Genomic DNA, 25,196 nt, shown 5'->3' with positions numbered 1-25,196 from the left:
GTAACTGATAACTGATAACTGATAACTGTTAAAAAAGGGCGTCAGAATAATGTCAACTCTGTTTTACCGCAATGTCCAATTACTACTTCTGACAATTTGCTTGATCGTTGTGTGGGGACTCTCTGCATTTGTGACTATGCCCCGCCTTGAAGATCCTGTATTAACTCAGCGCAACGCTTTAATTAAAACTGCTTTTCCTGGAGCAACTGTTGAGCGTGTGGAAACGCTTGTGACCGATAAAATTGAGGAAGAATTATCTGATATTGAAGAGATCAAACATCTTGAATCTACCTCCCGCCCAGGTTTCTCTATTATCTCCATTGAACTGAAAGACACAGTCAAGGGTAAAGATGCTGACGAAGTTTGGTCGCGTGTACGCAATCGCATTACAGATGCGATTCCCCAGCTGCCATCAGAAGCCTCACGACCCAGGTTTGAAAAATTAGAAATTAAAGCCAATGCTTTGATTGTTGCCTTGACCTGGAATCTTAAAGAATCCACAGACTATACAATTTTGCGTCGTCTGAGTGAAGAACTTAAAGACCAACTACGCTATGTTCCAGGCACAACAAAAGTTGAGATGTTTGGCGATCCCAACGAAGAAATCATCGTTGAGATTAGCCCCTCGGATTTAGCTTCCCTTGGTTTGACAGCGCCAGAATTATCGAGGCAGATTCTCTCAAGTGATGCCAAGGTAGCGGCTGGTCAACTACGTAGTTCAAACAATGATCTGTTGTTTGAAGTTGAAGATGAACTTGATTCGCTAGAGCGAATTAATCGTATTCCTATTCGCTTTGGTAACTCGGGTCAATTTACTCGCTTGGGTGATATTGCCCAAGTTAAGAAAGCAACAATTGAGCCGCTTGCCAGTTTGGCTTTAGTTAGTGGTCAGCCAGCGATCGCTCTAGAGGTGTTGGTAGAACCAGAGAAACGTCTTGATGACTGGAAACATGTAGCCGATCAAACCATAGAAAAATTCCGCGCCCAGTTACCAAGTGGGATTGGTTTAAAAGTCCTTCTTGACCAAAGCAGTTATGTCGCAGCTCGCATCCGTGTTGTCCTCCAGGAATTGCTGATTGGTTCTGTCCTGGCGTTGATTGTCCTCTATTTTATGATGGGCTGGAGATCTGCACTGGTTGTTGCTGTCACTTTGCCTCTGTCATCTTTAATAGTGTTCGGGGCAATGCAAGTATTAAAGGTGCCATTGCATCAAATGTCTGTCACAGGACTAATTATTGCCTTGGGTCTTCTGGTTGATAACTCAATTGCCGTGGTTGATGAAGTGCAAGTCCGCCTGCATGAAGGCATGGCTCCAGAACAAGCGATCGCAGATAGTTTTAAGCACTTAGCTGTTCCACTTGTGAGTTCTACTACTAGCACTGTTTTGGCTTTCTTGCCTATTGCTTTAGCTCCTGGAGGTGTAGGGGAATTTACTGGTACTATTGGCTTAAGTTCAATTCTAGGGATCGTAGCTTCTTTAGTTACATCGTTAACTATTTTACCTGCGGTGGCTGGAAAGTTGCATGATTGGACGCATAGAGGTAGAAGTCATACTTCTAGCCGGAATGTTTGGTGGGAAACAGGCTTTTCTCACCCTCAGATCACACGAGTTTACCGTTGGACGTTGGATAAAGCTCTTGCTAGACCAGTGATCGCAGTAAGTATGTCTCTAATTTTACCGATAGCTGGTTTTGCCGTAGCTCCCCATTTGGATATTGAGTTTTTTCCACCTTCAGGCCGGGATCAGTTTTACGCTGAGTTAGAGCTACCAATCCAAGCATCATTAGAAAAAACTGAATCTACTGTTCTACAAGCACGGCAGTTAATTAAAAAGCATCCAGAAGTTAATGATGTTCATTGGTTTATCGGTAAAAGCGCTCCGAAAATTTACTACAACATCATTAATAATCGCGAAAATTCATCTAATTACGCCCAAGGTTTGGTGCAACTAAAACCCAATGTGTTACCATTACCAGTGATTCAAGCTTTGCAAAAAGAGTTGGATCAGGCATTTCCTTCAGCTATCGTTTGGGTGCGAAAACTGGAGCAAGGTCCACCATATGAGGCTCCTATTGAGTTACGCCTTTATGGCCCTGACCTAGAACGCTTACGGGAATTGGGAAACCAAATGCGGTTAATATTAAACCAAGTTCCCCATGTACTCCATACTCGCGCCACTCTGGCTGAGGCTTTGCCGAAACTCAGCTTAAAAATAGACGAAGAAGAAGCAAGATTAGCAGGGCTTGATAAGAGTGCGATTGCCCAGCAGTTAGATAATAGTTTAGAGGGGGCTGTGGGTGGCTCAGTTTTGGAAGATACGGAAAACTTACCCGTGCGTGTGCGCTTATCAAATTCCCAGCGTGGTAACTTGGATCAGATTTCTTCCTTAGATTTGCTATCAAACAACACTCCAACATCAGGTCAGGAACGTGCTAGGATTCCACTCTCGGCTGTAGGTGATGTTCAACTTATGCCTGATGTGGCAACTATCTTTCGACGCAACAGGCAAAGAGTAAATAAAATACAGGGATTGCTGAGTGCTGGGGTACTACCAGCGAAAGTTCTGGCAGATTTCCAACACCGTTTAGCAGCCAGTGACTTTCAGTTACCCCCCGGTTACTCATTAGATTTTGGAGGTGAGGCAGAAACACGAAGTACAGCAGTTACTAATCTGTTGTCAACGGTGAGTGTGTTGCTAGTGCTGATGGTGGGGACACTGGTACTAACTTTTAATTCTTTTGCGATCGCAGGGGTACTCGGATTAATTGCTATACTTGCTGCGGGTTTTGGGTTAGGCTCTTTAAGTGTTTTTGGTTATCCGTTTGGATTTACTTCCATCCTGGCCACGATTACGCTCATAGGTATAGGAATCAATGAAGCTACTGTTGTTTTAGCTGCTTTATTAGAAGATCCGCTAGCTCAACAAGGCGATCACCAAGGAATACGTGAGGTTGTGGTTCATGCCACACGTCATATGATCTCTACCACAATTACTGATATGTGTGGTTTCTTTCCCTTGCTTTTTGATAGTACAGGTTTTTGGCCGCCTTTTGCGATCGTTATGATTGGTGGTTTGGTTGGTATTACTCAATTGTCTCTGTACTGCGTACCTCCTGCCTTTTTGGTGCTAGTACGTAGACGTTATAAAACCAGTTTCTCTGCCAGAAAACTGTCAGAGTTGGATGCAAAAGTTTGAGTATGAACTTTACTTTTATTGCTCTGATAGGTCAGCTATTTAGATCAACTGAGAATTGTAAAGTTAACAGTGGCAGGAAGTTTTACTCTAACTAAGGCACTGCCACTATCCAAACGCTACCAAAAAGATACCTGGAGGCAAGCTGTGAGAATTGAGCTACTTGACCCTAAAGCATCTACTCAGCAAACACCAGATTACACAAGCAAGCACAACACAACAGACAATTTAGAATTAACACAGCTAAGATTAGAGAAACTTAGCACTTTATCGCCAACACTAAATCAGCAAATTATGACAGAATTAGACAACCCTACAAGAGAGCTTTTGCAGACTTGTAGTATTGATGCTTATTTCTGGTCTCAAAACAGTTTTATCAGAATCTCTTGTTATAATTTCCGGCTTTTTTCCTACCTGAAGCGACATAAAAAATGGTTGTTTTATCTTCGTAAAGTTATTCATAAATTAGTAGCAGAAGTTAAAAAAATTGAAGTAATTTATCAAGAAGGAGAAAAATTATATATATTTTATAGAATATTAGACTAATTTATCCCTCTTTTGTCACTTTCAGAATTAAACAAGTAGGAAATCAGTGAAATTATCCAGAAGTATAAAAAGGTTTCAATTGATTCATTGCACAAATTAAGTGATTGAATCCCAGCAATAAATCAGAATTGGCAAAGAATCTAACCAGGAATAAATCAACCAAATTAGAAAGAGCGGTTGGACAATGAAACGAAGATTCTTTAGAGTATTTTTCCATCCACCCTCATGTTTCTATTGCTGATGATGAGAAAAATTAAGAGAATTATTTTGTTGTACCTCAGTTTCAATTTGGTTTTCTTTAATCTTCGACTCTTCAACTCATTTTCTGACCAGTCTGAATTAGCTATAAAATGATGTAATGACTGGGCAGAATTTATACTTACTACTTTAGCTATTTCTGGTAATTATTTTCTTTTAATCGGTGAAATTATTCCCAACTGTAAATATTTAAAGCATTCATAGTTTCTCACTTCTTTGAACAGGTCTTTGTACTCTGCACCGCGATTCATCTACAATCCCAACCGTTGGGTGGGCATCTCTTGCCAAATTTTTCAAGATTTGTAATTCTACATCCATTGCCCTGCTTAGTTTCCAGAGTTTTTTCTTTTAATCCTTTTATTCAGAATACTCGGAAAGTGACACAAGAGGGATAAGTGCATCTGATCAAGTATATCAGGCTGCTTATCTGTGCAATACTTATTTTTTAGAAAAAATATGAGAATATGAGATTGCTCATGAATGTCAATTACCTAAATTTTAATTAAAATAAATAATAACAGTTTATAGATTTTGTTTATTTTGATGTCCTCTTCGAGACTACTACCTATAGCTATTGATGTCCATGCTCCTCTCCCAATTACTGTTCAGGTATCTGAACAAATTAAGCTATTGATTGCAATAGAATATCTGAGACCTGGAGATAGCTTGCCAACAGTTATTCAACTAGCAGAATACCTGAAGATAAATCACAATACTATTGCATTAGTATATTCGGAATTAATAGAAACTGGATATTTAGTAGCTAAAAGAGGAAAAGGAACTTTTGTCGCCGAAAGTGAATTATTACAAAAGTCAATTAGTCGTAATTCTCTCTATCAAATTTTAGAACAAGCTTTTTTGATCGCAACTCAAATGGAGTTAAGTGCATCTGAGTTTGGGTTGACTGCTTATGCTGTAGCAGTGAGTTCAAATGAGCGTAAACAAGTTGTTCCTTTGAAGCTAGTATTTGTAGAATCTCTTCAATCTGAGGCTGATTCGTATTTGCATTCTGTTCAATCAGAAATTAGTCATCCTCTATCCTTGCTGTATTTGGAAAATTTGCAAGCTGGTCAACCAGTAGCTTTAAAAGAACTTTATTCCTCTAATTTAGTGATTACAAAAGCTCAGTATGTATGTGAATTGACTCAAATCACTACTTCAAAACAAGAGGTGATTGGGATAATTTTTGAACCAGATTTGCAACTTCTAACACAGATTTCAAGTTTAAATCGTGGTAGTCAGGTATTGCTTGTTAGTCAAAAATCGGGCGAAGGTAAAAATATGAAACAGATGCTAGAAAAATCTGGCATTTCTCACTTAAACTTACAGTCAGTAAATATTGAAAACATTCAGTCATACTTTCAGTTATTTAATCATGCTGATATCATCTGTGCTTCTCAATCTGTCTGCGATTATATATGTGAAATTAGCCCTCAATCTGAAAAGGTTGTAAGTTTTAGTTTCATCATTAACAGAGCTAGTCTCTCCGTTTTAAAAACTCGCTTAGTTGCTATTCAACCAAAATTTCGCAGGTTAGTTAGCAAAGCAAATAATATTTTCGACAGGGAAAAGGGGAGAAAGTAAACAGAAGAGATCCCCACTCAAAATCCCCCACATCCCTAACATCCCCCTATGTCGTCACGGGAATCATAAAAGTGTGCGGAATCAGGAATTAAAGGGAGGTGTCCACTTGGTGTTGCTATAAATAAACCAGGCTGGTTTCATACATGTAGAGAAAAATCTAATAGTCCTTTCCCACCCACAAATGTTTATGTAAGAACTCTATCAAACAGCGATCGCTCTGATTGCTCATGCTAGAGAAGAAGATAATGGATCACGCTGACCAGGCGATCGCTAATCTACAGCAATTTAACGATTATCAGCAATTTTTCTTTGTAAAACTGCAATCCGTTCTCGTGGATTTGGGTGAGTACTCAAAAACTCTGGTGGAGAAGAACGAGTCGCTAATTTCTTTAAGAAAGCAGGCATAGCATTAGGATCGTAACCAGCCTGTTGCAGATACTGCAATCCCCGAGCATCAGCGTTAAACTCAGCCTCACGGCTGTTAGGTAAATCTACAGCCAACTGATAAGCTATGGCAGCCAACTTACTTCTATCTAAACCAGCAAGTGAAGCTGCACCTTGAACTAACTGCGTTTGTTTAAGCCTTTTAACCAAATCGTCATTACAAATGTGAGCAATTTCGTGTGCTATCACCGACGCCAACTGGTCTTCATTATCCGCCGCATTGATCAAACCAGTGTGGACATAAACATAACCACCAGTAGTTGCAAAAGCGTTAATGCTTGCATTTTGAACTACATAAAATTTAAAAGGAGTTTGAGAGCAGCTACTAACTCGCGCTAATCTTTGACCAATTCTGGTGACAGTTGCATTCGTACCAACTCTATAATTTCTGCGTACCTGTTGATGTATATTACTGCCCAATTCAACCTTTTGCTTAGTTGATAAATTAGAAAGTTGAAAATATTGGATTCCCGGAACAATTAAATCCTGAAATGGAAGCGCTTCCGCAGGTTTTGGAGCAGATAATCCTACACTTGCAGCAGTTCCTAAACCAAGTATCAAAGAAAGACCCTTATTTAATTTTTTAGGTAAACGAGAAAAATCTTCCTTACTTTGTGTTCTTTGGGTACTTTGTGGTTTGTGAAAAAGGTTCATTTTTCTAACTCGAATAATATAACTGTATATCATTCTTTTACTACTTACATGATAACTAATTAAAGTCGTGAAAACTCATCTATCTTGGGTCAGGAATTTTGTATATGGCTGAGTGTTTTATAAAATATCTAACCAAGAATTAATTTCACCAATTACTTGATTTTGAAATTCCAAATAACCCTAATGATTTGACGGATAACCGACATCAGCCCAATGGGGTACATGACAATTTCACAGTCCAAAACCAACTATTTTGATTTCAAACTTGCTTTTGAGCTCAATCTAGTACTCTTAATATTGTGATGCACCAATAAGGGCAATTGTTCCCAAAATTTTTGTTTTAGTGAAATTACGCAAAGTGGCTGCTAGCTAGTATAAAAATGCTATAGAAGAAAAACAAGTTTCCGACTTATCTAAAAAATCGGGAAGCTAAGCGACGTGATTGTTTACAATTCAGCACGTAGAAAACGATAACCTAAATCTATTTCTGTCAAACTGCAAATTTCACCATACTTTTTCATCCATTCTCCACTATTTAATTCTGCTGCTAGCGATTGTACTCCTCGCTCGACTAAATGTGGATCAGCTAAAGGAAAAGACGAGATCCCGGCACGTACTTCAGGCAGTAAATATAATTCCGGACGTCTCCAAGCTGCTGCTGCAAATAAATCAGATAAATCATGAGGTAGCAAAAAAGGTATGACTTCTACATATCTTTTGGTATTAGTTGTAATTAAATTAATCAGGTCATTCAATTGTAAGAATCTGAGGGCATCTTCCCATAAAAATGGAAAATAATCATAAAGCCAAATTTTGGGAGCGAATCTAATATCAAATGTCAGCAACACTATTGCTCCATCTCTACTAATTCGCTGCATTTCCTGAAAAGCTTTTGCGAGGTTAGAAAAGTGATGAATTGTCAGAACACTGATAACTCCGTCAACATAATTATCTGGTAAAGGTAAAGCTTCTGCATAGCCAGTAAACCACTCAATTTGTGGGTGTTTTATCGCTTGTGTTTGCATAACTTGAGATGGTTCAATAGCATTCACAAACAATCCTTGGTTAGCTAGCGCTAAACTATAACCACCTGTACCAGCACCAATATCAGCAATAACGCTTCCTTTAGGTAAACTGAGTAACTCAATTAATGTATTGACGATGCGATAATCGGGAATGCGAGTTTTGGAATATTGTTGACCAATTGAATTGTAAACAGGAATTGACATAATATTAATATTTAGATAACTTAACTCTGCAAGAATCTCATTTTAAAATATAAATCAAATTGAATATATAGAATTAATCTACATAATTCATAAGTTTTCAGGGGTGAATATAAATCCCTTCTGCCACCGCTACGTACTACAACGGAGGGAACCTCCAAGGGCGCAGTGGCTCCTCTGCCTTCTGCCTCTGTTGGTCATACCAAGTTGTGTTTAAAAACCTCACAAGAACAGCCCCTTCACCCCTAATCCCCACTCCCTTAGGGGAGTGGGGCCCCCGAGTTCCCCAGAGGGGACCCCCCCATCCCCTCTCCTTAGTAAGGAGAGGGGTGGCGTAGCCGGGGTGAGGTAATATCTATGAATGCAACTTGGAATGCAACTTGGTATCAATGTATTTTCTAGGAGATGTAGAATGTTTGTTCACATCCCTAGTGATATATTGGCTGAACTTAGAAATCCTGTGGAATTATTGACTTCTATGAACTCTGCAACTTATGTTGCCATTATCATTGGCTTGGGAGCAGTTCTAGGTGGATTGAGTCGCTATTACCTCACCTTATGTTTTGGGCGCTGGTTTGGAATCGGATTTCCTTATGGAACTTTATTCATCAATCTTACAGGTGCATTTTTGATGGGTTTTTTTACTACCCTCGCATCAAAGCTGTCTATTCCTTCAGCAGTACAAATGTTAGTTTCAGTAGGCTTGTTGGGTTCATACACCACGTTTTCAACTTATGCCTTAGACACCTCTAATCTCTTACGAACGAGAGACTATAAAGCAGCATTACTCTACTGGTTTGGTAGCCTGCTGTTAGGGTTTATTAGTATAGAGTTGGGAATATTCTTAGCAAAGATGCTTTAGTTTGCTAATATCTGTAAAGTCTTAAAATCTTAATCAGTATTTTTTTCATAAAAAATTCAAAATTGATTGACTGAGGGGTGAACATGAATACCCTAGAGCGTTTGACAATTTATGTTGGCGAGTCGGATCACTGGCATGGAAAACCTGTTTATATTGCTTTAGTAGAAGAAGCCCGACGTATAGGGATGGCTGGAGCTACCGTGACTGGTGGAGTAGCAGGTTTCGGGAAAAATCAACAATTGCATACTGCCAGAATCTTGGAATTATCGTCTGATTTGCCAATGGTAGTGACAATTATCGATACAGCAGAGGCGATCGCTTCCTTTTTGCCTACAGTACAACAAATGGTAGCTGGAGGCATTGTTGTTCAGGATACAGTGAAAGTGGTTCATCATGCACCTGTAAGTATCTCCAAGTGACACTAGCGATCGCTTTATCTTAAGCCAATATGGAGTTACTTCCGGTGATTGTCATGATTCCTTTTTGATCCGGATACATTCAGCCAGAGCATTCCCTAACAGCAGGCTGAGCAGTGCTAAAACAGCACTACCAAGCCAGTAAATCAAACCAATTTCTAAGCTGTGTTCTTGGAACAACTTGGCTGTATCTAACTCATAAGTCGAGAAAGTGGTATAAGATCCTAAAAAACCTGTGGTTACTAATAGCCGGATATCAGGATGAATTGCGATTAATCGTCCCATTGCCAGCGTCGTAAAAAAACCCATGACAAAACATCCACTGACATTAATGATCAGTGTGCTGTAGGGAAATCCTGTACCAAAAAGCTGAGTAATCCACAAACCGAGATAATAACGCGAGAGGGCGCCAGCAATTGCACCGATACTGATACCAATAGGGGTACGAATTGCAAGTTTTTGTAGCATATTAACTTTAGAACACTGAAAGAGCCAGCGTGACTTGCAACGGAATAACAAGACAAATAGCCCCACTCTTCCGTAGCAAGCCGGAGAAGTAGGAGTCATCAGCCTTTTGATTAAGTGTTAAATATCACTAGAAGGCGGTTATGGCGAACTCCATCGCCTTATTATTACTTTACATGTGAAGTGGTTTGTTGGAAAGTAAGCCTTTGTGTCTTTGTGGTGAAAAAAAGAATTATTGAAACACCCAGACACAAAGACACTAAGTTACATCTTGAAGGGGCTAGTTTTGCAGGAGAATTTTTGCATGACTTATCGTCTGTATGGCTAATTGTTAATGGCTAGTAGTCTGCCAACTTTAAACTGATGGGTTCATATAGGACAAGGAGGACTAGGGAAACAAGGAAATGGTTAACAACCAACTATCAACTATCAACAACCAACTATTTACTATTAACAACCATGCTCAAACGCTTAAGTGTGACAATTAGTGCTCTTGCTGCTTTGTGGTTATTTAGCACGTCCCTAACTATGGCGGCTACTAAAAAGCCTCAACCACCAGATGAGTTTCCGCCATCACCGTTAGAAATTACCACACCCGATCCATTGTTGCCACGGAATCCCGACAAAGACAAACAGCCGTTATCTGTGACTGAACAGCAACAGTTGGAGGTGGAGTTGGATAAGTTGAATCAACAAGCTACGGCAAAATTGCAAGCAGGTGATGAGGTGGGAGCATTTGATATCTGGAACCGAGAACTGCGGTTGCGTCGATATTTGGGTGCTGTGAAAGAGGTGCAAGCACTAGGAAGGGTGGGTGCTGTAGCTTATCAAAAAAGTAATCGCCCAGAGGTACAATATGTTACTCAGCGATTACAAGCGATTCAAAAGCAGGCACAGTCTCAAAAATTTCGTGATTTAGAGTTATTGCAAGCACTAGGACTAGCTTACCAACAAGTGCGATCGCCTCAAAATGCTGTGGAAGTCTATGAGCAAGTTTTAGCTGCGGCGCGACAGCAACAAGATTTAGCTAAAGAAGTACAAATTTTACAGACAATCGGGGAAGTACATCTGAGTTGGTTTGATTACAGTAAAGCAGGAGCAACTTATCAGGAGTTGTTAAAATTAGCTACTGCTAGGGGTGATAGTAGCAATGAGCTATTATACTTGCAAAAATTAGCTTATATTTACGAACAAGGGAAACAACCCCAGCAAGCAATAGAAATACAGAACCGACTCGCACAAATATACCAAAGACAGAATAATCCGACTCAATTACCAGCTTTAAAACTAGCGATCGGTTCAGATTATGAATCCTTGGCAAAGGAAAATCCTAATCTTCTTCAAGAAGCTTTCAATAATTATCAACAAGCTTACACAATTGCTTGGCAATCACAACAATATGTGCGTGCAGGTGAAGCGTTGCAAAAATTAATCGCACTCTACCGTTCCCAAGGACAAATACAAGAGGCGTTACAAGCTAGCGAAATTCTTGTACAGACTCAACAATTAGCCTCGAATTTCTATGGTTTGATGAATGCTTACGATCAAATTGGAAAAATGCACTTGGAACGCAAAGAGTATCCGCAAGCACTAAATGCTTTCCAAAAAGGGTTGGAAGTAGCCCAACAATTAAAGTACGAGGAAGATTACTTTTCAGGGCAAATTCAAAAACTTTCTGGACAAAATCCCCAATAATTTCGTAGTAAGGGTTTTAGCTCTTTTTTGAAGACTAAAGTCCTCACTACAAATCTTTAATTATTTATGTTGTCCTACTATACCGAGTCACTCTCTCTTTTTACCGATGCAGTTTGCTGTCAAGTTTGCTATTTTTATTTAACTTATTTTTTGTCAAGAATTAGTGATTAATTGAAATAATTAAAATTATATAAACTAAATCTTAAATTGAAGCTTTATTCCATATATTATATGGAACGTTTGACAATTTAAAATTTATTGCATAAAAAGCTTAAAAAGCATGAGAGTTGTGTTTTAATTAAATTAAATTAGCAATTAATAGCTAGAAGAGTGTCAACGTTAAAAAGTGTGCTGAGAGCGTTTAGGGGAAGTAAGCGTAATAAGACACTCAATTTGTTGTTAATTGCATATGCTCTCAGAGTATAGATAATTAGTGATGATGAATGTTCTACTGAAGTGAAGTAGAGCAGAGTTCTTTCTTGTTTTTGGTAATTAGCTATTACTTAGTTGTTTGTTCATAGTTATGGGTTGTTTGGATAGCAACAATCAACAACCAACAATCAACAATCAACAATCAACAATCAACAATCAACAACCAACAATCATGAAAAATCTTGCAGGGAAGACAGTAGTTTTAACTGGTGCTGCGGGTGGTATAGGAGTATTTATTGCTCGGGCGCTAGCAAAAGAAAAAGCAACTGTAGTTGGTGTTTCTCGTTCCCAAGAAAAATTAGAAAATATCCGTGCTGAAGTAGAAGTTGCTGGTGGTACATACCTCAGCATTCCCTTTGATATCAGCAAATTAGAAGAATTACCATTACTTGTCCAGCAAATTAATCAACATGTAGGTCAAATTGATGTTTTGATTAATAATGCTGCGATTGAAAAATATAGACCTTTTCAAAATTACTCTCTCAATGATATCCAGTCAATACTGATAACTAATCTATTAGCAGGAATGGAATTAACTCGGTTAGTATTACCGAGTATGTTGGAACGTAATAGTGGTCACATTGTCAATATTTCCTCTGGTTCTGGGAAAAAAGGAGCGCCTTACAACAGCATTTATTCTGCCAGTAAAGCTGGTTTAATTATGTGGACAGATGCAATGCGGCAAGAATTAATTGATACTAACGTAGGCGTTTCTGTGATTTGTCCAGGATACACAAAAGCAGGGATGTATTTGAAATTTGGCTTACCAGCACCCAAACTAGCGCGTGTTTCTGAACCAAAAACCGTAGCGATCGCAGTTATAGATGCCATCAAAAACAACAAAGCAGAAGTCATCCTTGATGGATTACTAACCAGGCTTCTCTTTTCTAATGTACAACTTTTTCCAGAATTTGGAGATGCTATTTACCGTTGGATTGGTTTAACCAATCTCAACCAAACTTGTGCAGAAAATCAAATACTAGCTGAAAGACGTTCACATCAGTAGTAGTCTTTGACACCAACTTTCAATTGTTTGTAGTAAGGACTAAAGTGCTTACTACAAATCCTTATATATATTTGATATCAAGTTTTTAAGGTCTTGATTACCATATTTAATAAAAATTGAATAAAACATCATATTTATTACATTAAAACTGCAAAATTAATTACTGAAAATTCTAATTATTTGATTTTTTATAAATTTACTTCGCTTGATAGATTACACTTGACAAACATCTTTAGCAGTGTGTCATCTTTATAAAGATGCTTAAATACTTTATATAGCTGCTATTTATACTTGTCATTAGGTTTTTTTATTTAGTGTTGTTCATCATTATTCTCTTCTCTCCTCACACCTGATGCATTACCACGAACTCAACCGACGGAGAAAAAATGGCTGATAGTCATTATGATGTCATCATCATTGGTACGGGTGCTGGTGGTGGAACGCTAGCATCTAAATTAGCACCAAGTGGTAAGAAAATTTTGCTACTCGAAAGAGGCTCTTTTGTACCTAAAGAAAAAGCAAATTGGGATTCTCGGCTAATTTTTCAAAAAGAATGTTATCGCCCTCAAGAAGTTTGGTATGACAAATGTGGTAAAATAATTCGTCCAGTCACACACTATTATGTTGGCGGTAATACTAAATTTTATGGCGGGGCATTATTTAGATTTCGTGAACAGGACTTTAATAGAGTTTTTCATCAAGATGGTATCTCTCCCGAATGGCCATTAAAATATCAAGATTTTGCCCCATATTACACGGAAGCCGAAAAACTATATGAAGTACATGGTCAACGAAATTTAGATCCTACTGAACCTCAAACTAGTGAAGATTACCCCTTTCCTCCTATTAGCCACGAACCATATATTCAAGAAATTAATGATGGTTTAAAAGACAAAGGCTTACATCCATTTTATCTACCACTTGGTATTAAACTCAATGAAGCTAGTCGTTTTTTAAGTACTTGTATTCGTTGTGATACTTGTGATGGTTTTCCATGTTTTTTAAATGCTAAAGCTGATGCTGATATTAACTGTGTGCGTCCAGCCATAGCTAATCAAAACGTGACTTTAATTACTCAAGCCAAAGTCCTACGTCTGCATACAAGTGCATCTGGTAGAGAAGTTACCGGGGTAGTAGCAGAAATCGCTGGTAAACGACATATTTTTTCGGGAGATATTGTTGTTTTAGCTTGTGGTGCAGTCAACTCAGCAGTATTATTACTGCAATCTGCCAATGATCAACATCCCAATGGATTAGCCAATAGCTCTAATCTAGTAGGGCGAAATTACATGGCTCATAAATTTGGGGTAGTCATGGCCTTATCTACAAAATTTAATCCTACAGTTTTTCCCAAAACAATAGCTGTCAATGATTTTTATTGGGGTGAAAAAAATTTCCCTTTCCCTATGGGAAGCGTCCAATTACTAGGGAATATCACCACAAATAGAGTTGCTGCTTATGCACCACCTTTGACACCCAAATTTATTGCCCAAGCAGTAGCAACTCATTCTGTTTCTTGGTTGCTAATCACTGAAGATTTACCAAATCCTCATAACCGTGTGTATGTTAAAGGTGAGCAAATTTCTATTGATTATACCAAGAATAATGAACAAACCTTTAATCGTTTTATAAAGCGCTGGGTTGCAACTTTACAATCAATGAAACTACCATCTCATCAAGGGCATGTTTCTGTTGTTTTTCCTCAACAAATGACTTTGAAAGAAGTTGGACATCAATGTGGTACTTGTCGTTTTGGCAAACACTCTAGAAATTCTGTACTTGATCTTAATTGTCGCACCCACGATGTCGATAATCTTTATGTTGTTGATAGTAGCTTTTTCCCTTCAAGTTCTGCTGTAAATCCATCACTAACGATTATGGCAAATGCATTACGAGTGGGAGAGCATTTGTTGGCAAGGATGAAATAACTAATAAGGATAGCTCAATAGATTTACAAACAATGCGGATTATTCAATATATACATAGTTAACCTTTGTGTCTTAGTATCTTTGTGGTGAAAAATAACATTTTATCTAAACTACCAAGGCACAAAGACACGAAGTCAAGTTAACGCACGTTACTAGTCAAAGCAAAGGGAATCCCACCAGAGTGTATCGACCTCATAGACGACGGGATCGCCACTGGCTCAACCATCAAGTAATCAAAACTTTCTATTTTTTTTAACTTCTGTTTGTCGAAATCCGACGTTTGATTTTTATATATTTTTTTATCTTTTCCTTGCTGACAATAGCTTTTAGAGAAATAATAGAAATTGAAAGCAGAGTAGTAATAATTAAAGTTCAAAATTCAAATTATATTGACTACTGGGTTGTAATTGCTGCTACATAGAGCGCCCATATAATGATTTTCCTTCCAGATTTAGTGTGGGAGGTGAGTATAATGACCATCACAACCACTAATCCAAATTTGCAGGTAAAAAAGCAAATTAAGAAAAAACGGTTATCTCAATATCCAATAAATATAGGCACTCCTCGAGTTCCCCTCCGGCAACTCCCAGTGAAGCAAGAGCATGAGTTGCTGAGTGATTGGGAAAATGCATCTTAATTAGCATCTTGCCTGAGCAACTTATCAATCAAGGCAAGAGATACTTGAGAAATAGGAGAAATCATGAGAATCCCACTACAAGTCACCTTTCACAACATCCCACCATCAGAAGCTGTAGAAGCAAAAATTCGCTCTTTAGCTGATAAGCTAGATCGCTTCTATGACAGAATTACTAGTTGTCGAGTCATAATTGATGCGCCACATCGACATCACCGGAATGGCAAACTTTATCAGGTGCGAATTGACATCACTGTGCCAAATGGGGAAATAATTGTTAAACGTGACCCGCCTGAACGTCAATCCCACAAAGATATCTATGTAGCAATTCGTGATGCCTTTGATGCAGCCAAGCGCAAGCTGCAAGACCATATTAGTATGCTACGGCACGAAACCAAGACTCATGAAGTGCAGCCTCATGGACAAATTGTGACATTATTCCCAGATAAAGGCTACGGCTTCATCGAAACACCTGATGGTAAGGAAATTTATTTTCACCGCAACAGTCTATTCAATGGTGATTTCAAGCAGTTGCAAGTGGGAGACGAAGTTCGTTTTGCAGAAGAAGGAGGTGACAAAGGACTTCAAGCTAGCACTGTCAGACTGATTGGTAAGCATCACCTACAAAGTTGAAGCTGTTGATTTCAGGCACTTTCTTAACAAAAAATACAAAACAGGCTATGGCAAAGTCCGTCACTTTAGCATTTATCGGGGATGTCATGCTGGGTCGGGGGGTCAACGAAGAGATTACCCACACAGCAGCAGAATGCTTATGGGGTGATGTCTTACCAATTTTGCGCGGTGCGGATGCTGTCATAGCTAATTTGGAATGTGCCATTACTCAACACACTCACAAGTGTGGGAGAACAGCAAAAGTGTTTTATTTCCGCGCTGACCCCGCCGCAGTAGAAGTACTTCGTATTGCTAATATTCAGTGTGTTAGTCTTGCCAACAACCACATTCTCGACTTCGACGACCAGGGGTTACTAGATACACTAAAATACCTTGATGCTGCCGGAATTTGCCATGCTGGGGCGGGTCGGGATATCACTCAGGCTACAACTCCAATCATCATGGATATTGTTGGTCTGCGTGTTGGTATCATTGCCCTTACAGATAACGAGCCTGATTTTGCGGCAACTAAGGATTCTCCAGGTACTAATTATTTAGAAATCAATTCTAATCCGTTAACTTTATCACTGATTGAATCTGCGGTGGTGCAGTTACGCCAAGCAGGGGCTAAGTTGGTTATCCTCTCTGCCCATTGGGGATCAAATATGGTCATCTCACCACCGCCCCACTTTCGCCAGTTTGCTCGCGCAGTGGTGGATAGGGGTGTAGATATCTTTCATGGTCATTCTGCTCATATCTTCCAAGGTGTAGAACACTACAAACAGGGGCTAATTCTTTATGACACAGGGGATTTTCTGGATGACTATGTAGTTGATCCTCTGTTGCGTAACGATTGGTCTTTTGTGTTTCTGGTGGAAGTGAGCGATCGCAGCTTATATAAGTTGCGTTTGATACCTGTGATTTTAAAATACGCGCAGGTTGAGCTAGCAAAGGGCAAAGAGTTTACTACTATCTGTCACCGTATGCAATCTCTTTGTGCAGCTTTTAATACTAATGTCATACAAACATCAGAAGGATTAGAAGTCATATTAGAAACTGGGAAAAAGGTTACAGTGCTGTAATTTGGACTTTGGCTGTTGGCAAATTATTCCTTTTTCTCCTCATCACCCAACATTTTTAATAATTTTCTTGCCACTAAAATACCAACAACTCCTGCACCAACTAATTCCACCGCTTGCACCACTTTTTTACCGACATCGTGGGGGTCGATATGATGATGAAAAATTTCTTCGTCCAGCCATTCAGTTGTAGCTTTAAAGTCATGAATTGGCGTTGGTAATAAGGTTAAATAAGTGCCTTGACGGATAAAATGCGCGGGTTCACCTACAACTTCAAAAACATTGAATAGATTAGCAGCAGCATCATTTACCCCCAATTTCAAGAGAGTTCCCCGAATATTTACCTTAGTAGGTTTGGGGTCTTCTCCGAGAGCGATCGCTTTCAAATTCTGAGCAATATTAGCTCCTTGTTGATAAGCAACTTGAGCTGTAGGTGGTAGCGAAGTATCCTGAACTGCTGCACAATCACCACCTGCAAAAACTTCTGGAAAGTCAAGCAATTGCATTGTGGGAGTCACTAGGGGACGACCATGATGATCTCGATGTTCTTGCGTAATTGGTAAGTCTTGGATCAAGGGATGGGTAGAAGTGCCAGCTGTCCAAATTGTAGTGTATGTTGGCAATGTTTTTACTTCACCATTGCTCTTATATTCAATGGCGTGAGGGTGAACAGCAGTGGCTTCTGCTCCCCTAAGAATTTCAATTGGTACAGTGCGTTTTTGTAATTCTTTTTCTGCAATTTGGCGTAACAAATCGTTAATATCACCCTCAAGAATTTCTTGACCATGATTGAGGAGAACCACACGAATTTCAGTAGAATTACCCCCTAAAGCCGCATACCAATGGGGGAGAAAGTCTCCTAAAGTTGCAGCCATTTCTACACCACTAGGGCCACCACCAACTATAACGACTGTTAATAGTTTTCGACGTTGTTCTATATTGTCTATTTGGACGGCTTTTTGTAAACAGTCGCGTAAATGCCGATCAAGAGCGATCGCATCTGCTTGCGTCCAGAAAGGGAAAGCATTTTCTTTAGCACCTTCAATGTGATGATAGCCAGTAACACTGCCCAAAGCTAATACTAAGTTACTGTATTTGTAGGAGTTTCCCGAAACTAATTTAACTTCCTTTTGATGCAGGTCTATCGACTGTACTGTATCTTGAACAAAAATCACACCGCTACCTTGAAGTAATTCCGAAAACCGTGGTACAACTTGAAAGGTGTCCATCTCACCATCAAAATATTCATAGAGTAGTGGCTTAAAACAAAAGCGTTCATTTTTATCAATCAAGATTACAGAACGGGGATAGTGTTCATGTGCTAGGTGTAATGCTGTAAATAGTCCCGTAAAACCACCACCGATAATCACAGTTTGATAAATTGGACTGTTCATAAGAACCTCTTATTTTTAGATTTTTATATATTTAATTCGTATTACTTTTCCTTCTATTTTCTGCTTATATTACTAAAAACAAAGCTATCAAAATAGCACTAAGAATCAGAGCAAATACAAGAGCATATTCAAATCGACGGCTAAAAAAGCCCACAGCAGCAATCAAAGCGATCGCTAGCCCAGAAATGCCAATATACTGCTCTTTTTGTAAACCATGTGCAATGAGTGTTTCTTGGTTTTTACCTGATACTGGGGCTTCTTGAATTGTTTTTGGAGATGGCAATTCTTTTGCTAGTAAATTCATAATTTTTTTCTTGAAAGTAAATTTATCTAAATACACAAAAGTGTAATTTACATAATTATTGTTTGCAACTAACAAATACAAGGTGAAGTCTCTTAGACGCATCTTTCTCAAGATTGAGATTAGAGTTATAAATTACTAATTTTACAAATATTCATAAAATTGTCATGAGTTTGTCATAGAAACGACAACTCAGGAAAATATTAAGCTGTTTAATCTAATTAATTAATGTAGTTTGTGTGGTAAATTTAATTCTGAGATTTGATATTTATTTTGATATATTGAGTAAATATTAGGGATTTATTAAAGTAGAACCAAGCTGAAAGATTACTAATTTTCCCCTTTAGCAATTTAGATATTAAGAAAGCAGAGTGCAGAATTACTATCTAGAACTTTCTGTCCTCTACCCTTATCTAACTAGCTAAGGTAATGCCACCTTTGAAAAATCCGAGTTAATAGTATCGCTCCTGGTGCAATTACAACTCCCATCAATATATCTGCTTGGGAATACCCCACCTGCCTAACGGCACTCTAAGCGATCTTGCTTAGGGTTGGGGTGGGGTATTATATACTCTACGTGTTGTATTAGCACGTGGTGTCACGTGGCGTAGAAACCCCTAGCTAACTTGAAATAGGTGCTGTTGCTAAGTTGTTTGATTTTTCTACTATTTGATATAGTCTCTGTTCAAATTTTTCCATACATACAGACCAATCATATTCGAGAACGGAAAAACGAGCGTGGAGAGACATTTCTTGTTTGAGGTTGGGATTTTCTAAAATTCTAATTACTTTGTTGGCAAAATCCCAAGGACTATTTGGTTGAGCTAAAAAACCGTTACGTCCGGGAACTACTTGTTCTGAGGTTGAGGGTGCTTTGACTGCAACTACCGGAGTTCCCGAGGCTAAGGCTTCGTTGGTGGAGGTACAAAAGTTTTCCGTAGCGGATGGATTGACAAATACATCCGCTCGTGCATACCATCCCAATAGTTCTGTACCATGAGACTCTCCCCAAACTGTTACGCCTTTACCAAATTTAGCTGCACGTTGACGGATTTCTTCTTGCTGGGGGCCACTACCGACGATCACTAGATGGGCATCAGGTATTTTAGCAGCGACGATTGGGTATATATCTAGAAGTTGAATGACACTTTTTTCAGGAGCAATGCGTCCAACAAACAAAAGGGTGGGACGATTATCGTTAGGAATGGGATTGTAGCAGATATTGGCAGGATTAAATTTTTGGCAATCTATGCCTTGATAAGGTAGGTATTCGCTGCGTTGGGATTTCAAGTTTTTATATTTCTCTAGCTGTTCTCGCGAAGGAAAGAAGTTATAGTCGTAAGCTTCGCTAAATTGCTTGATTAACATCGGTAACATGGGACGAATAAAGCTAAAAAACTGATTGCCCATGTAATAGCGAATGTAAGCAACGATATCAGTGTGGAATAGCGATATAATTGGTGTGCCAGTTTTTCTAGCGTATTCAATACCTACAGGGCGACCGTAACCTTGTAAATAAAGTGAGTAAAATCCTCGCATTTGTGGTGCTTCTTCAACTACCACAATGTCTGGTTTAAAGTTCTCTAATAATTTGGTATCGCTCCAATGGCGATTATGTAATGGTTGGGGAAGAGATTTATAAAATATTAGTGGTTGGGTGGGAAATGCATAAGAAGAAAATTTGGGGAAAGATTGGAGTTCTTTGAGTCCCGCCATAGGACGACTACCAACCTCTTCAGGATACTGGTCATTGATTTCTGGATGAATTAGAAATACTTCGTGTCCCTGTTGTAGTAACCAGCGCACTCGTTGGTGTACCGCGATGGAAACCCCTGTCAAAAATGGCGCATATAATCCTGTAATCAGCGCGATGCGAAGAGGTTGTTTTTTCATAGTTAAGTTATTTGGAGGGATGGGGAGTGTGGGGAGGTGAGGAGTGTGAGGAGTAGTAAACCAATCACAACTAGCAACTAGCAACTAATGTACAGACGCGAGGAATATCGCGTCTCTACCCACTAACTACTAACTAGTTAGATGTTCAAAGAGATACTTTGGTATCAATGGGTTGGTCTAATTTTTGATAGGGGCGGTATTTGATAAGGCGGATGTGCCAAGGCCCTTTAATTTGATAGATGACGCCGCGCCAAGTAACTTTTGGCATCCAAAAAGACAATATCAATGCCAACCCATAAAACCAGTGTGTTAGGGGTATACCAAATAGCATTCTGACTACCATGACTGGTGAGAATTTGGTTTTAACCTTTGCATTGTGGTGAATTATGGGTCTGGCTCCAATTTCTAGAGCGATCGCCAACAACAGCAATGCTACTATGTAGCTACTATAGCTAGCAAAAGCTAGAGTTGCAGCATCCCATTGTTGCGTCCATAACGCAGCTATAGACAACACCAACAGCAGATTCGGAAGTAGTACTGTTTGCAATGCGTCAGCAATTACCGCCCACCACTGGGGATGATACAGGCGCGAAGATAACATTTGACGTTTTGTCCAGTCAAATAATCTTGGTAAGTCGCACTCTTCACGATTGAGAATCAACAGAGATGGTACAAACTTCAGTTGGAATCCATAATTTGCTAGCACTCTGCGGATAATGGTATCGTCAACATAGGCTCTGGCCCACCTCTCTAGTAATTCGGTTTCGTGAATCACTTGTGTTTTCAGTGCTAAACTACCTCCCCAAGGAATGCGGTAGAGACTCATTTGCACAACAGCAGAGGAGTTCCAGAAATACCGCACCAGCGAACCCCAATATTTACCTGTGGGTAAGTACCAGCGATTACCAGTAGTCGCCCCTACTTTTGGATCAGCTAGAGGACTGACTAATTCGCGTAACCAGTTGGGATGAACCACTGCATCAGCATCTACTAATGCAACTACTTTGTATGATTCATCCAATTCTGAGACAGCTTGAACTAGAGAACTGCATTTGAGGCTACAGTTATACCGTCTGATAGTCAAAGGGCTAATTTGGACATTGGTTGCACCTAGCGAAGCTATTGTCTCGCTGGCAATTTTCCAAGCTGGATCTTCGCGGTTATCGATAATTATCTTTAAATTATATCTTGGATAGTTTTGTTGTAGAAGCGATTCTAAACAATTGGCTAGAAAAGGATCGCCTCCCCGTAAACAAAGAATAACTGCTGTTTTGGGAAGTTGTTCATCTGGTAAGAAATTTCTGCAATGTGTTCTTAATGTCCATAAAAAAGCTAGTGCAACAAATGTTTGAATTGCTAGCCAACTTAGCAACATTCTAGACAGAGATATCGCCAATTCTTTCATTTGTGAGGAGTGGAGGGAGTGGGAGGTGGGGAGAGTGTGAGGGGTGTGTAGACGCGTAGCGGCTTAAGGTAAGGGTGGAGTGTGTAGACACGCAAGTGGCTTCCCGTAGGGTGGAGTGTGGGGAGTAGGTATTAAACAACTAGTAACCAATAACTACTAACCACTAACTACTAACCAACAATTAACAACCAACAACTAACAACAAATATTTTATGGGTCTAGTCCATACTTCATTTCGATGTTGATGGTTGTATTTTTCTGCAATGAAAAACTCGCTTTATTAAATTTTGGTGTACCAGTTATGACTGATACTGTTGGATTATTGGAAAGCCCAAAACCTTCCTGGGGAATGCCTAAAAAATCTCGGTTAAGTTTGTAATCTCCATTTTGATCATCAACTACAGCAACTGCATAATTTCCCGGTTTCAAACCAAAAAATTGTTTTTTTACAGAACTTCCTGTGATTTTGGTACAGCCACTTTGTATTCCGCTAGTTTCACTGAGAGGAAATCCTTTTTCATTGGCATATACTTTCAGGCAAACCTGGCCTTTTTGGTGTTTGATACCGTTTACTACTACAGTCAATGTGGTTGTAGGTTCTGCCTGTACTGTACTAGATAGAACAATACTTACCAAACTCGGAAATAGAAATGTCAAAACTGTAGAGGCTTTTGCTAACATTGTTTGTACCATAGTAAATATATCGTTCGTAATGACTGTTAGTGGATAGTGGTTAGTGGTTAGTAGATCTGAAAAAATATTAACCATTGATTACTAATAATTAACCATTAACAACTAACAACTAATGTACAGACGCGATGTTCCTCGCGTCTCTACTAACTACTAACTACTAACTATTAACCATTTTCTTAAGGTCTGTTTTTCTCAGCCATTCTTGGGTTAAACACATTCCTTCTTCTAAGTTAATTTTGGGTTCATAGCTTAGTTTTTTGCGCGCTTTTTCAATTGAATAAGCATAGGGACGAGTCATAAAATCTACAGCTTCTGGTAAAATATCAGCCTGTTTGCGAAAGAGTTTCTGTCCCTGGTAGCGTAGCTTGAGAAATAGTTTGAGTTCGTCTTTTGGTAGTGAAAAAGGTGCTGGTAAACCTTCCATTTCTGCCAGGCGAGTAAAATATTCTTTCCAAGTAGTTTCTTGCCCGTCGGTGATGTTAAAGATTTCGCCGTGGGTTTCTTTTTCTATTGCTAAAAATATGGCTGTAACTAGGTTATCAATATATACATGATTGATGACTCCCATGCCATCACCTGCATATGCAAATAATTTTTGCCGCATCATTAGTAATGGTCTGACTATCCAAGGAATACTACCTGGTCCGTAAACATCACCTGGTCTGATAATAATGATGCCAAAATGGGGTGGATTATTCAGTTGCAAAAGTGCTTTTTCAGCTTCTATCTTTGTTTGACAATAGGGATTATTGTCGCCAGAGAGTGGCCCTTCTTCTGTGATGTGTTTAGGGTAATTAAAGCCATAAACTAATGCACTGGAGATATAAACAAAGGTTTTGACACCAGCCCTTTTGGCTGCTTTAGCTATGTTGAGAGTACCATCAACATTTACTTTGCGAAATTCTTCTAGTGAACCACCTTCTTTGGCTATTTCATCTGTGTGTACAACTATATCTACTCCCTGACAAGCTAATTGAGCAGTAGCAGAATCGGTGATATTACCAATAATGACTTTTGCACCTAAATTCTGTGCTTTTTTAGCTTTATCTGCGGAACTTTGTATTCCACAGACTTTCATTTCTTTAGCGATCGCTAATTGAGCAGTACGCAAACCAATAAATTCGCCAATTCCTGTGATGAGGATAGTTTTATTCTTGAGATCCATGCTAATCCTGTAAATATTAGTTGTTGGTAGTTAATGATTTTTCCAGTTACCAATTACCCATTACCAAATTAAAAAATATCTGCTGGGTCTGTGGAGCGGAGTTTGTTGATAGCTAATGCACCAGATGTCATACACATTAATATTGTGGAAATGAAAACAATGACTGCATTTTGAGGACTCATCATAATGGGTAATTTAGTTGCTTCCATAGCAAAATCATATAAGAATATAGAGATAAATAATCCTGGAATATAACCTAATACTGATAATATAAAAGCCTGTTGAAACACGACATTCAATAAGTAATTATTTTCATAGCCGATGGCTTTTAAGGTTGCATAAGCGACGAGTTGAGTGGAGATATTACTGTAAAGAATTTGATAAACAATTACTACACCGACAACTGAAGCCATTGAAAGCATGAGATTAAGTATGAAACCAATTGGTGTTCTCGTAGCCCAATATTCTTTCTCAAAATCAATAAATTCTTGGTGAGTAAAAATTTTCACGTCGTTAGGTAAATTACTTTGCAATTCTGCTTTTACCTTTTGGGGATTAGCACCTGGTTGCAGTGAAATCACACCGACATCAATCATTTCTGAAGGACGGCTGTTAGGAAATATCCTTAAAAAAGTTGTGTCACTAACTATCAAGTTTCCATCCACACCGAAGGATGGGCCTAAACCGAATAAGCCACCAACTCTAACTCTATAACCTCTTAATGAATCAAAGGGAAATATTTCGAGAATTTGCTCGGTATTTTCTTGAATAAATTTCTTGGCAACTGGCCCAAATTCTGGCCGGGAATTACGGTCAAAAAGTACGACGTCAGGCACTTTAATTTTATCTATATTCTTCTCAACCTCCGGCATATTCATAATTGGTCTTCCTGGTTCAAAACCAATCACATAAATTGAATATTTCTCGCCATTTTCGGGGTTTTTGAATTTAGCAAATCCCAAATATATGGGGCTAACTGACTCTACACCATCAAACCCCAAAGCTTGATACAATCTAGTCCGAAAGAAGCTTTGGATTGCTGTCAAAGATTTGTATTGAGAACTGACTAAAAATAAATCGCCTTGGAGATTACGATGCACTTGGGTAGCACTGGAGTAAAGAGCATCTTGAAATCCAAGTTGCATAAACATCAAAATTACAATAAAACCAATGCCAGCCACAGCTACTAGAGAACGAATTCTGTTTCTGACTAGTTGCAACCATGCCAGAGGAATTTTAAACACCATGATTTGGTAATTGGTAATTGGTAATTGGTAGTTAGTGGTTAGTGGTTGGTAGTAAAAAATCAGC

General features: G+C 38.9%; 21 protein-coding genes, 1 pseudogene and 1 riboswitch. Of the genes and pseudogenes, 11 read left to right on the top strand and 11 right to left on the bottom strand.

The window, feature by feature from the left end; translation table 11 throughout:
• Positions 1-49 precede the first annotated feature (49 nt).
• Both RS893_RS22125 and RS893_RS22120 read left to right on the top strand, forming a co-directional pair.
• Positions 50-3,196, top strand: a complete 3,147-nt coding sequence (locus RS893_RS22125; protein ID WP_315787854.1) for an efflux RND transporter permease subunit — start codon at positions 50-52, stop codon at positions 3,194-3,196.
• Between the two features lie 69 nt (positions 3,197-3,265).
• Positions 3,266-3,739, top strand: a complete 474-nt coding sequence (locus tag RS893_RS22120) for a hypothetical protein (RefSeq protein ID WP_315787853.1) — start codon at positions 3,266-3,268, stop codon at positions 3,737-3,739.
• A gap of 251 nt (positions 3,740-3,990) precedes the next feature.
• Here the strand turns inward: RS893_RS22120 and RS893_RS30365 are convergent.
• Positions 3,991-4,315: pseudogene (locus RS893_RS30365) on the bottom strand (IS701 family transposase); the annotation flags it as partial.
• Positions 4,316-4,540: 225 nt separating this feature from the next.
• Between RS893_RS30365 and RS893_RS22110 the strand changes: the two are divergent.
• On the top strand, positions 4,541-5,581 hold the full coding sequence (locus tag RS893_RS22110; RefSeq protein ID WP_315787852.1) for a GntR family transcriptional regulator: 1,041 nt from the start codon (positions 4,541-4,543) through the stop codon (positions 5,579-5,581).
• A gap of 285 nt (positions 5,582-5,866) precedes the next feature.
• On the opposite strand, the gene RS893_RS22105 is transcribed toward RS893_RS22110, so the two are convergent.
• Together RS893_RS22105 and RS893_RS22100 are read right to left on the bottom strand one after the other, a co-directional pair.
• Positions 5,867-6,679: a M48 family metallopeptidase gene (locus RS893_RS22105; protein WP_315787851.1), complete on the bottom strand. Its 813-nt coding sequence runs from the start codon at positions 6,677-6,679 to the stop codon at positions 5,867-5,869.
• 446 nt (positions 6,680-7,125) lie between these two features.
• Positions 7,126-7,908 (bottom strand): class I SAM-dependent methyltransferase, encoded by a 783-nt coding sequence (locus RS893_RS22100; RefSeq protein ID WP_315787850.1) that lies wholly within the window; start codon positions 7,906-7,908, stop codon positions 7,126-7,128.
• A 409-nt stretch (positions 7,909-8,317) separates the two neighbouring features.
• Between RS893_RS22100 and crcB (RS893_RS22095) the strand changes: the two genes are divergently transcribed.
• Together crcB (RS893_RS22095) and RS893_RS22090 are read left to right on the top strand one after the other, a co-directional pair.
• The gene (gene crcB / locus RS893_RS22095; RefSeq protein WP_396336379.1) at positions 8,318-8,767 is read left to right on the top strand and encodes a fluoride efflux transporter CrcB; all 450 of its coding nucleotides are present in this window, start codon (positions 8,318-8,320) and stop codon (positions 8,765-8,767) included.
• An 83-nt stretch (positions 8,768-8,850) separates the two neighbouring features.
• Positions 8,851-9,186 (top strand): DUF190 domain-containing protein, encoded by a 336-nt coding sequence (locus RS893_RS22090; RefSeq protein WP_315787849.1) that lies wholly within the window; start codon positions 8,851-8,853, stop codon positions 9,184-9,186.
• A gap of 51 nt (positions 9,187-9,237) precedes the next feature.
• Here RS893_RS22090 and crcB (RS893_RS22085) read toward each other — a convergent pair whose 3' ends face one another.
• Positions 9,238-9,651 (bottom strand): fluoride efflux transporter CrcB, encoded by a 414-nt coding sequence (gene crcB, locus RS893_RS22085; RefSeq protein WP_315787848.1) that lies wholly within the window; start codon positions 9,649-9,651, stop codon positions 9,238-9,240.
• A gap of 82 nt (positions 9,652-9,733) precedes the next feature.
• A riboswitch (Fluoride riboswitch) is annotated at positions 9,734-9,818 on the bottom strand.
• A gap of 289 nt (positions 9,819-10,107) precedes the next feature.
• Here crcB (RS893_RS22085) and RS893_RS22080 point away from each other — a divergent pair.
• The 6 genes from RS893_RS22080 (at position 10,108) to RS893_RS22055 (ending at position 17,037) form a co-directional block, all read left to right on the top strand.
• A complete protein-coding gene (locus RS893_RS22080; RefSeq protein WP_315787847.1) occupies positions 10,108-11,343 on the top strand; it encodes a hypothetical protein in 1,236 nt (411 codons plus the stop codon).
• Positions 11,344-11,947: 604 nt separating this feature from the next.
• A complete protein-coding gene (locus RS893_RS22075; RefSeq protein WP_315792073.1) occupies positions 11,948-12,781 on the top strand; it encodes an SDR family oxidoreductase in 834 nt (277 codons plus the stop codon).
• A gap of 386 nt (positions 12,782-13,167) precedes the next feature.
• Positions 13,168-14,709, top strand: a complete 1,542-nt coding sequence (locus RS893_RS22070; protein ID WP_315787846.1) for a GMC family oxidoreductase — start codon at positions 13,168-13,170, stop codon at positions 14,707-14,709.
• A gap of 472 nt (positions 14,710-15,181) precedes the next feature.
• Complete coding sequence (locus RS893_RS22065) at positions 15,182-15,346, top strand: hypothetical protein (protein WP_315787845.1); 165 nt, start codon at positions 15,182-15,184, stop codon at positions 15,344-15,346.
• A 63-nt stretch (positions 15,347-15,409) separates the two neighbouring features.
• Positions 15,410-15,976, top strand: coding sequence for an HPF/RaiA family ribosome-associated protein (locus tag RS893_RS22060; protein WP_315787844.1), 567 nt, complete (start codon positions 15,410-15,412; stop codon positions 15,974-15,976).
• A 47-nt stretch (positions 15,977-16,023) separates the two neighbouring features.
• Positions 16,024-17,037 carry a CapA family protein gene (locus RS893_RS22055; protein WP_315787843.1) on the top strand — a complete coding sequence of 338 codons (1,014 nt, stop codon included), beginning with the start codon at positions 16,024-16,026 and terminating at the stop codon, positions 17,035-17,037.
• Between the two features lie 23 nt (positions 17,038-17,060).
• Here the strand turns inward: RS893_RS22055 and RS893_RS22050 are convergent, their stop codons facing one another.
• From RS893_RS22050 to devC, 7 genes are all read right to left on the bottom strand, one after another.
• Entirely contained in the window at positions 17,061-18,428 is a 1,368-nt protein-coding gene (locus RS893_RS22050; protein ID WP_315787842.1) for an NAD(P)/FAD-dependent oxidoreductase, read from the bottom strand.
• A gap of 64 nt (positions 18,429-18,492) precedes the next feature.
• Positions 18,493-18,732, bottom strand: coding sequence for a hypothetical protein (locus tag RS893_RS22045; RefSeq protein ID WP_315787841.1), 240 nt, complete (start codon positions 18,730-18,732; stop codon positions 18,493-18,495).
• A 618-nt stretch (positions 18,733-19,350) separates the two neighbouring features.
• Entirely contained in the window at positions 19,351-20,622 is a 1,272-nt protein-coding gene (locus RS893_RS22040) for a glycosyltransferase (protein ID WP_315787840.1), read from the bottom strand.
• 145 nt (positions 20,623-20,767) lie between these two features.
• Positions 20,768-21,997 carry a glycosyltransferase family 2 protein gene (locus tag RS893_RS22035; RefSeq protein ID WP_315787839.1) on the bottom strand — a complete coding sequence of 410 codons (1,230 nt, stop codon included), beginning with the start codon at positions 21,995-21,997 and terminating at the stop codon, positions 20,768-20,770.
• 240 nt (positions 21,998-22,237) lie between these two features.
• Positions 22,238-22,708: a DUF2141 domain-containing protein gene (locus tag RS893_RS22030; protein WP_396336470.1), complete on the bottom strand. Its 471-nt coding sequence runs from the start codon at positions 22,706-22,708 to the stop codon at positions 22,238-22,240.
• A 169-nt stretch (positions 22,709-22,877) separates the two neighbouring features.
• On the bottom strand, positions 22,878-23,885 hold the full coding sequence (locus RS893_RS22025) for an NAD(P)-dependent oxidoreductase (protein WP_315787837.1): 1,008 nt from the start codon (positions 23,883-23,885) through the stop codon (positions 22,878-22,880).
• A gap of 68 nt (positions 23,886-23,953) precedes the next feature.
• Positions 23,954-25,132 carry an ABC transporter permease DevC gene (gene devC / locus RS893_RS22020; protein WP_315792072.1) on the bottom strand — a complete coding sequence of 393 codons (1,179 nt, stop codon included), beginning with the start codon at positions 25,130-25,132 and terminating at the stop codon, positions 23,954-23,956.
• Positions 25,133-25,196: the final 64 nt, after the last annotated feature.

Source organism: Fischerella sp. JS2, from assembly GCF_032393985.1.
Classification (GTDB): domain Bacteria; phylum Cyanobacteriota; class Cyanobacteriia; order Cyanobacteriales; family Nostocaceae; genus Fischerella.
The sequence above is the reverse complement of the archived record's forward strand: the minus strand, read 5'-3'. Positions and strand labels throughout refer to the sequence as shown.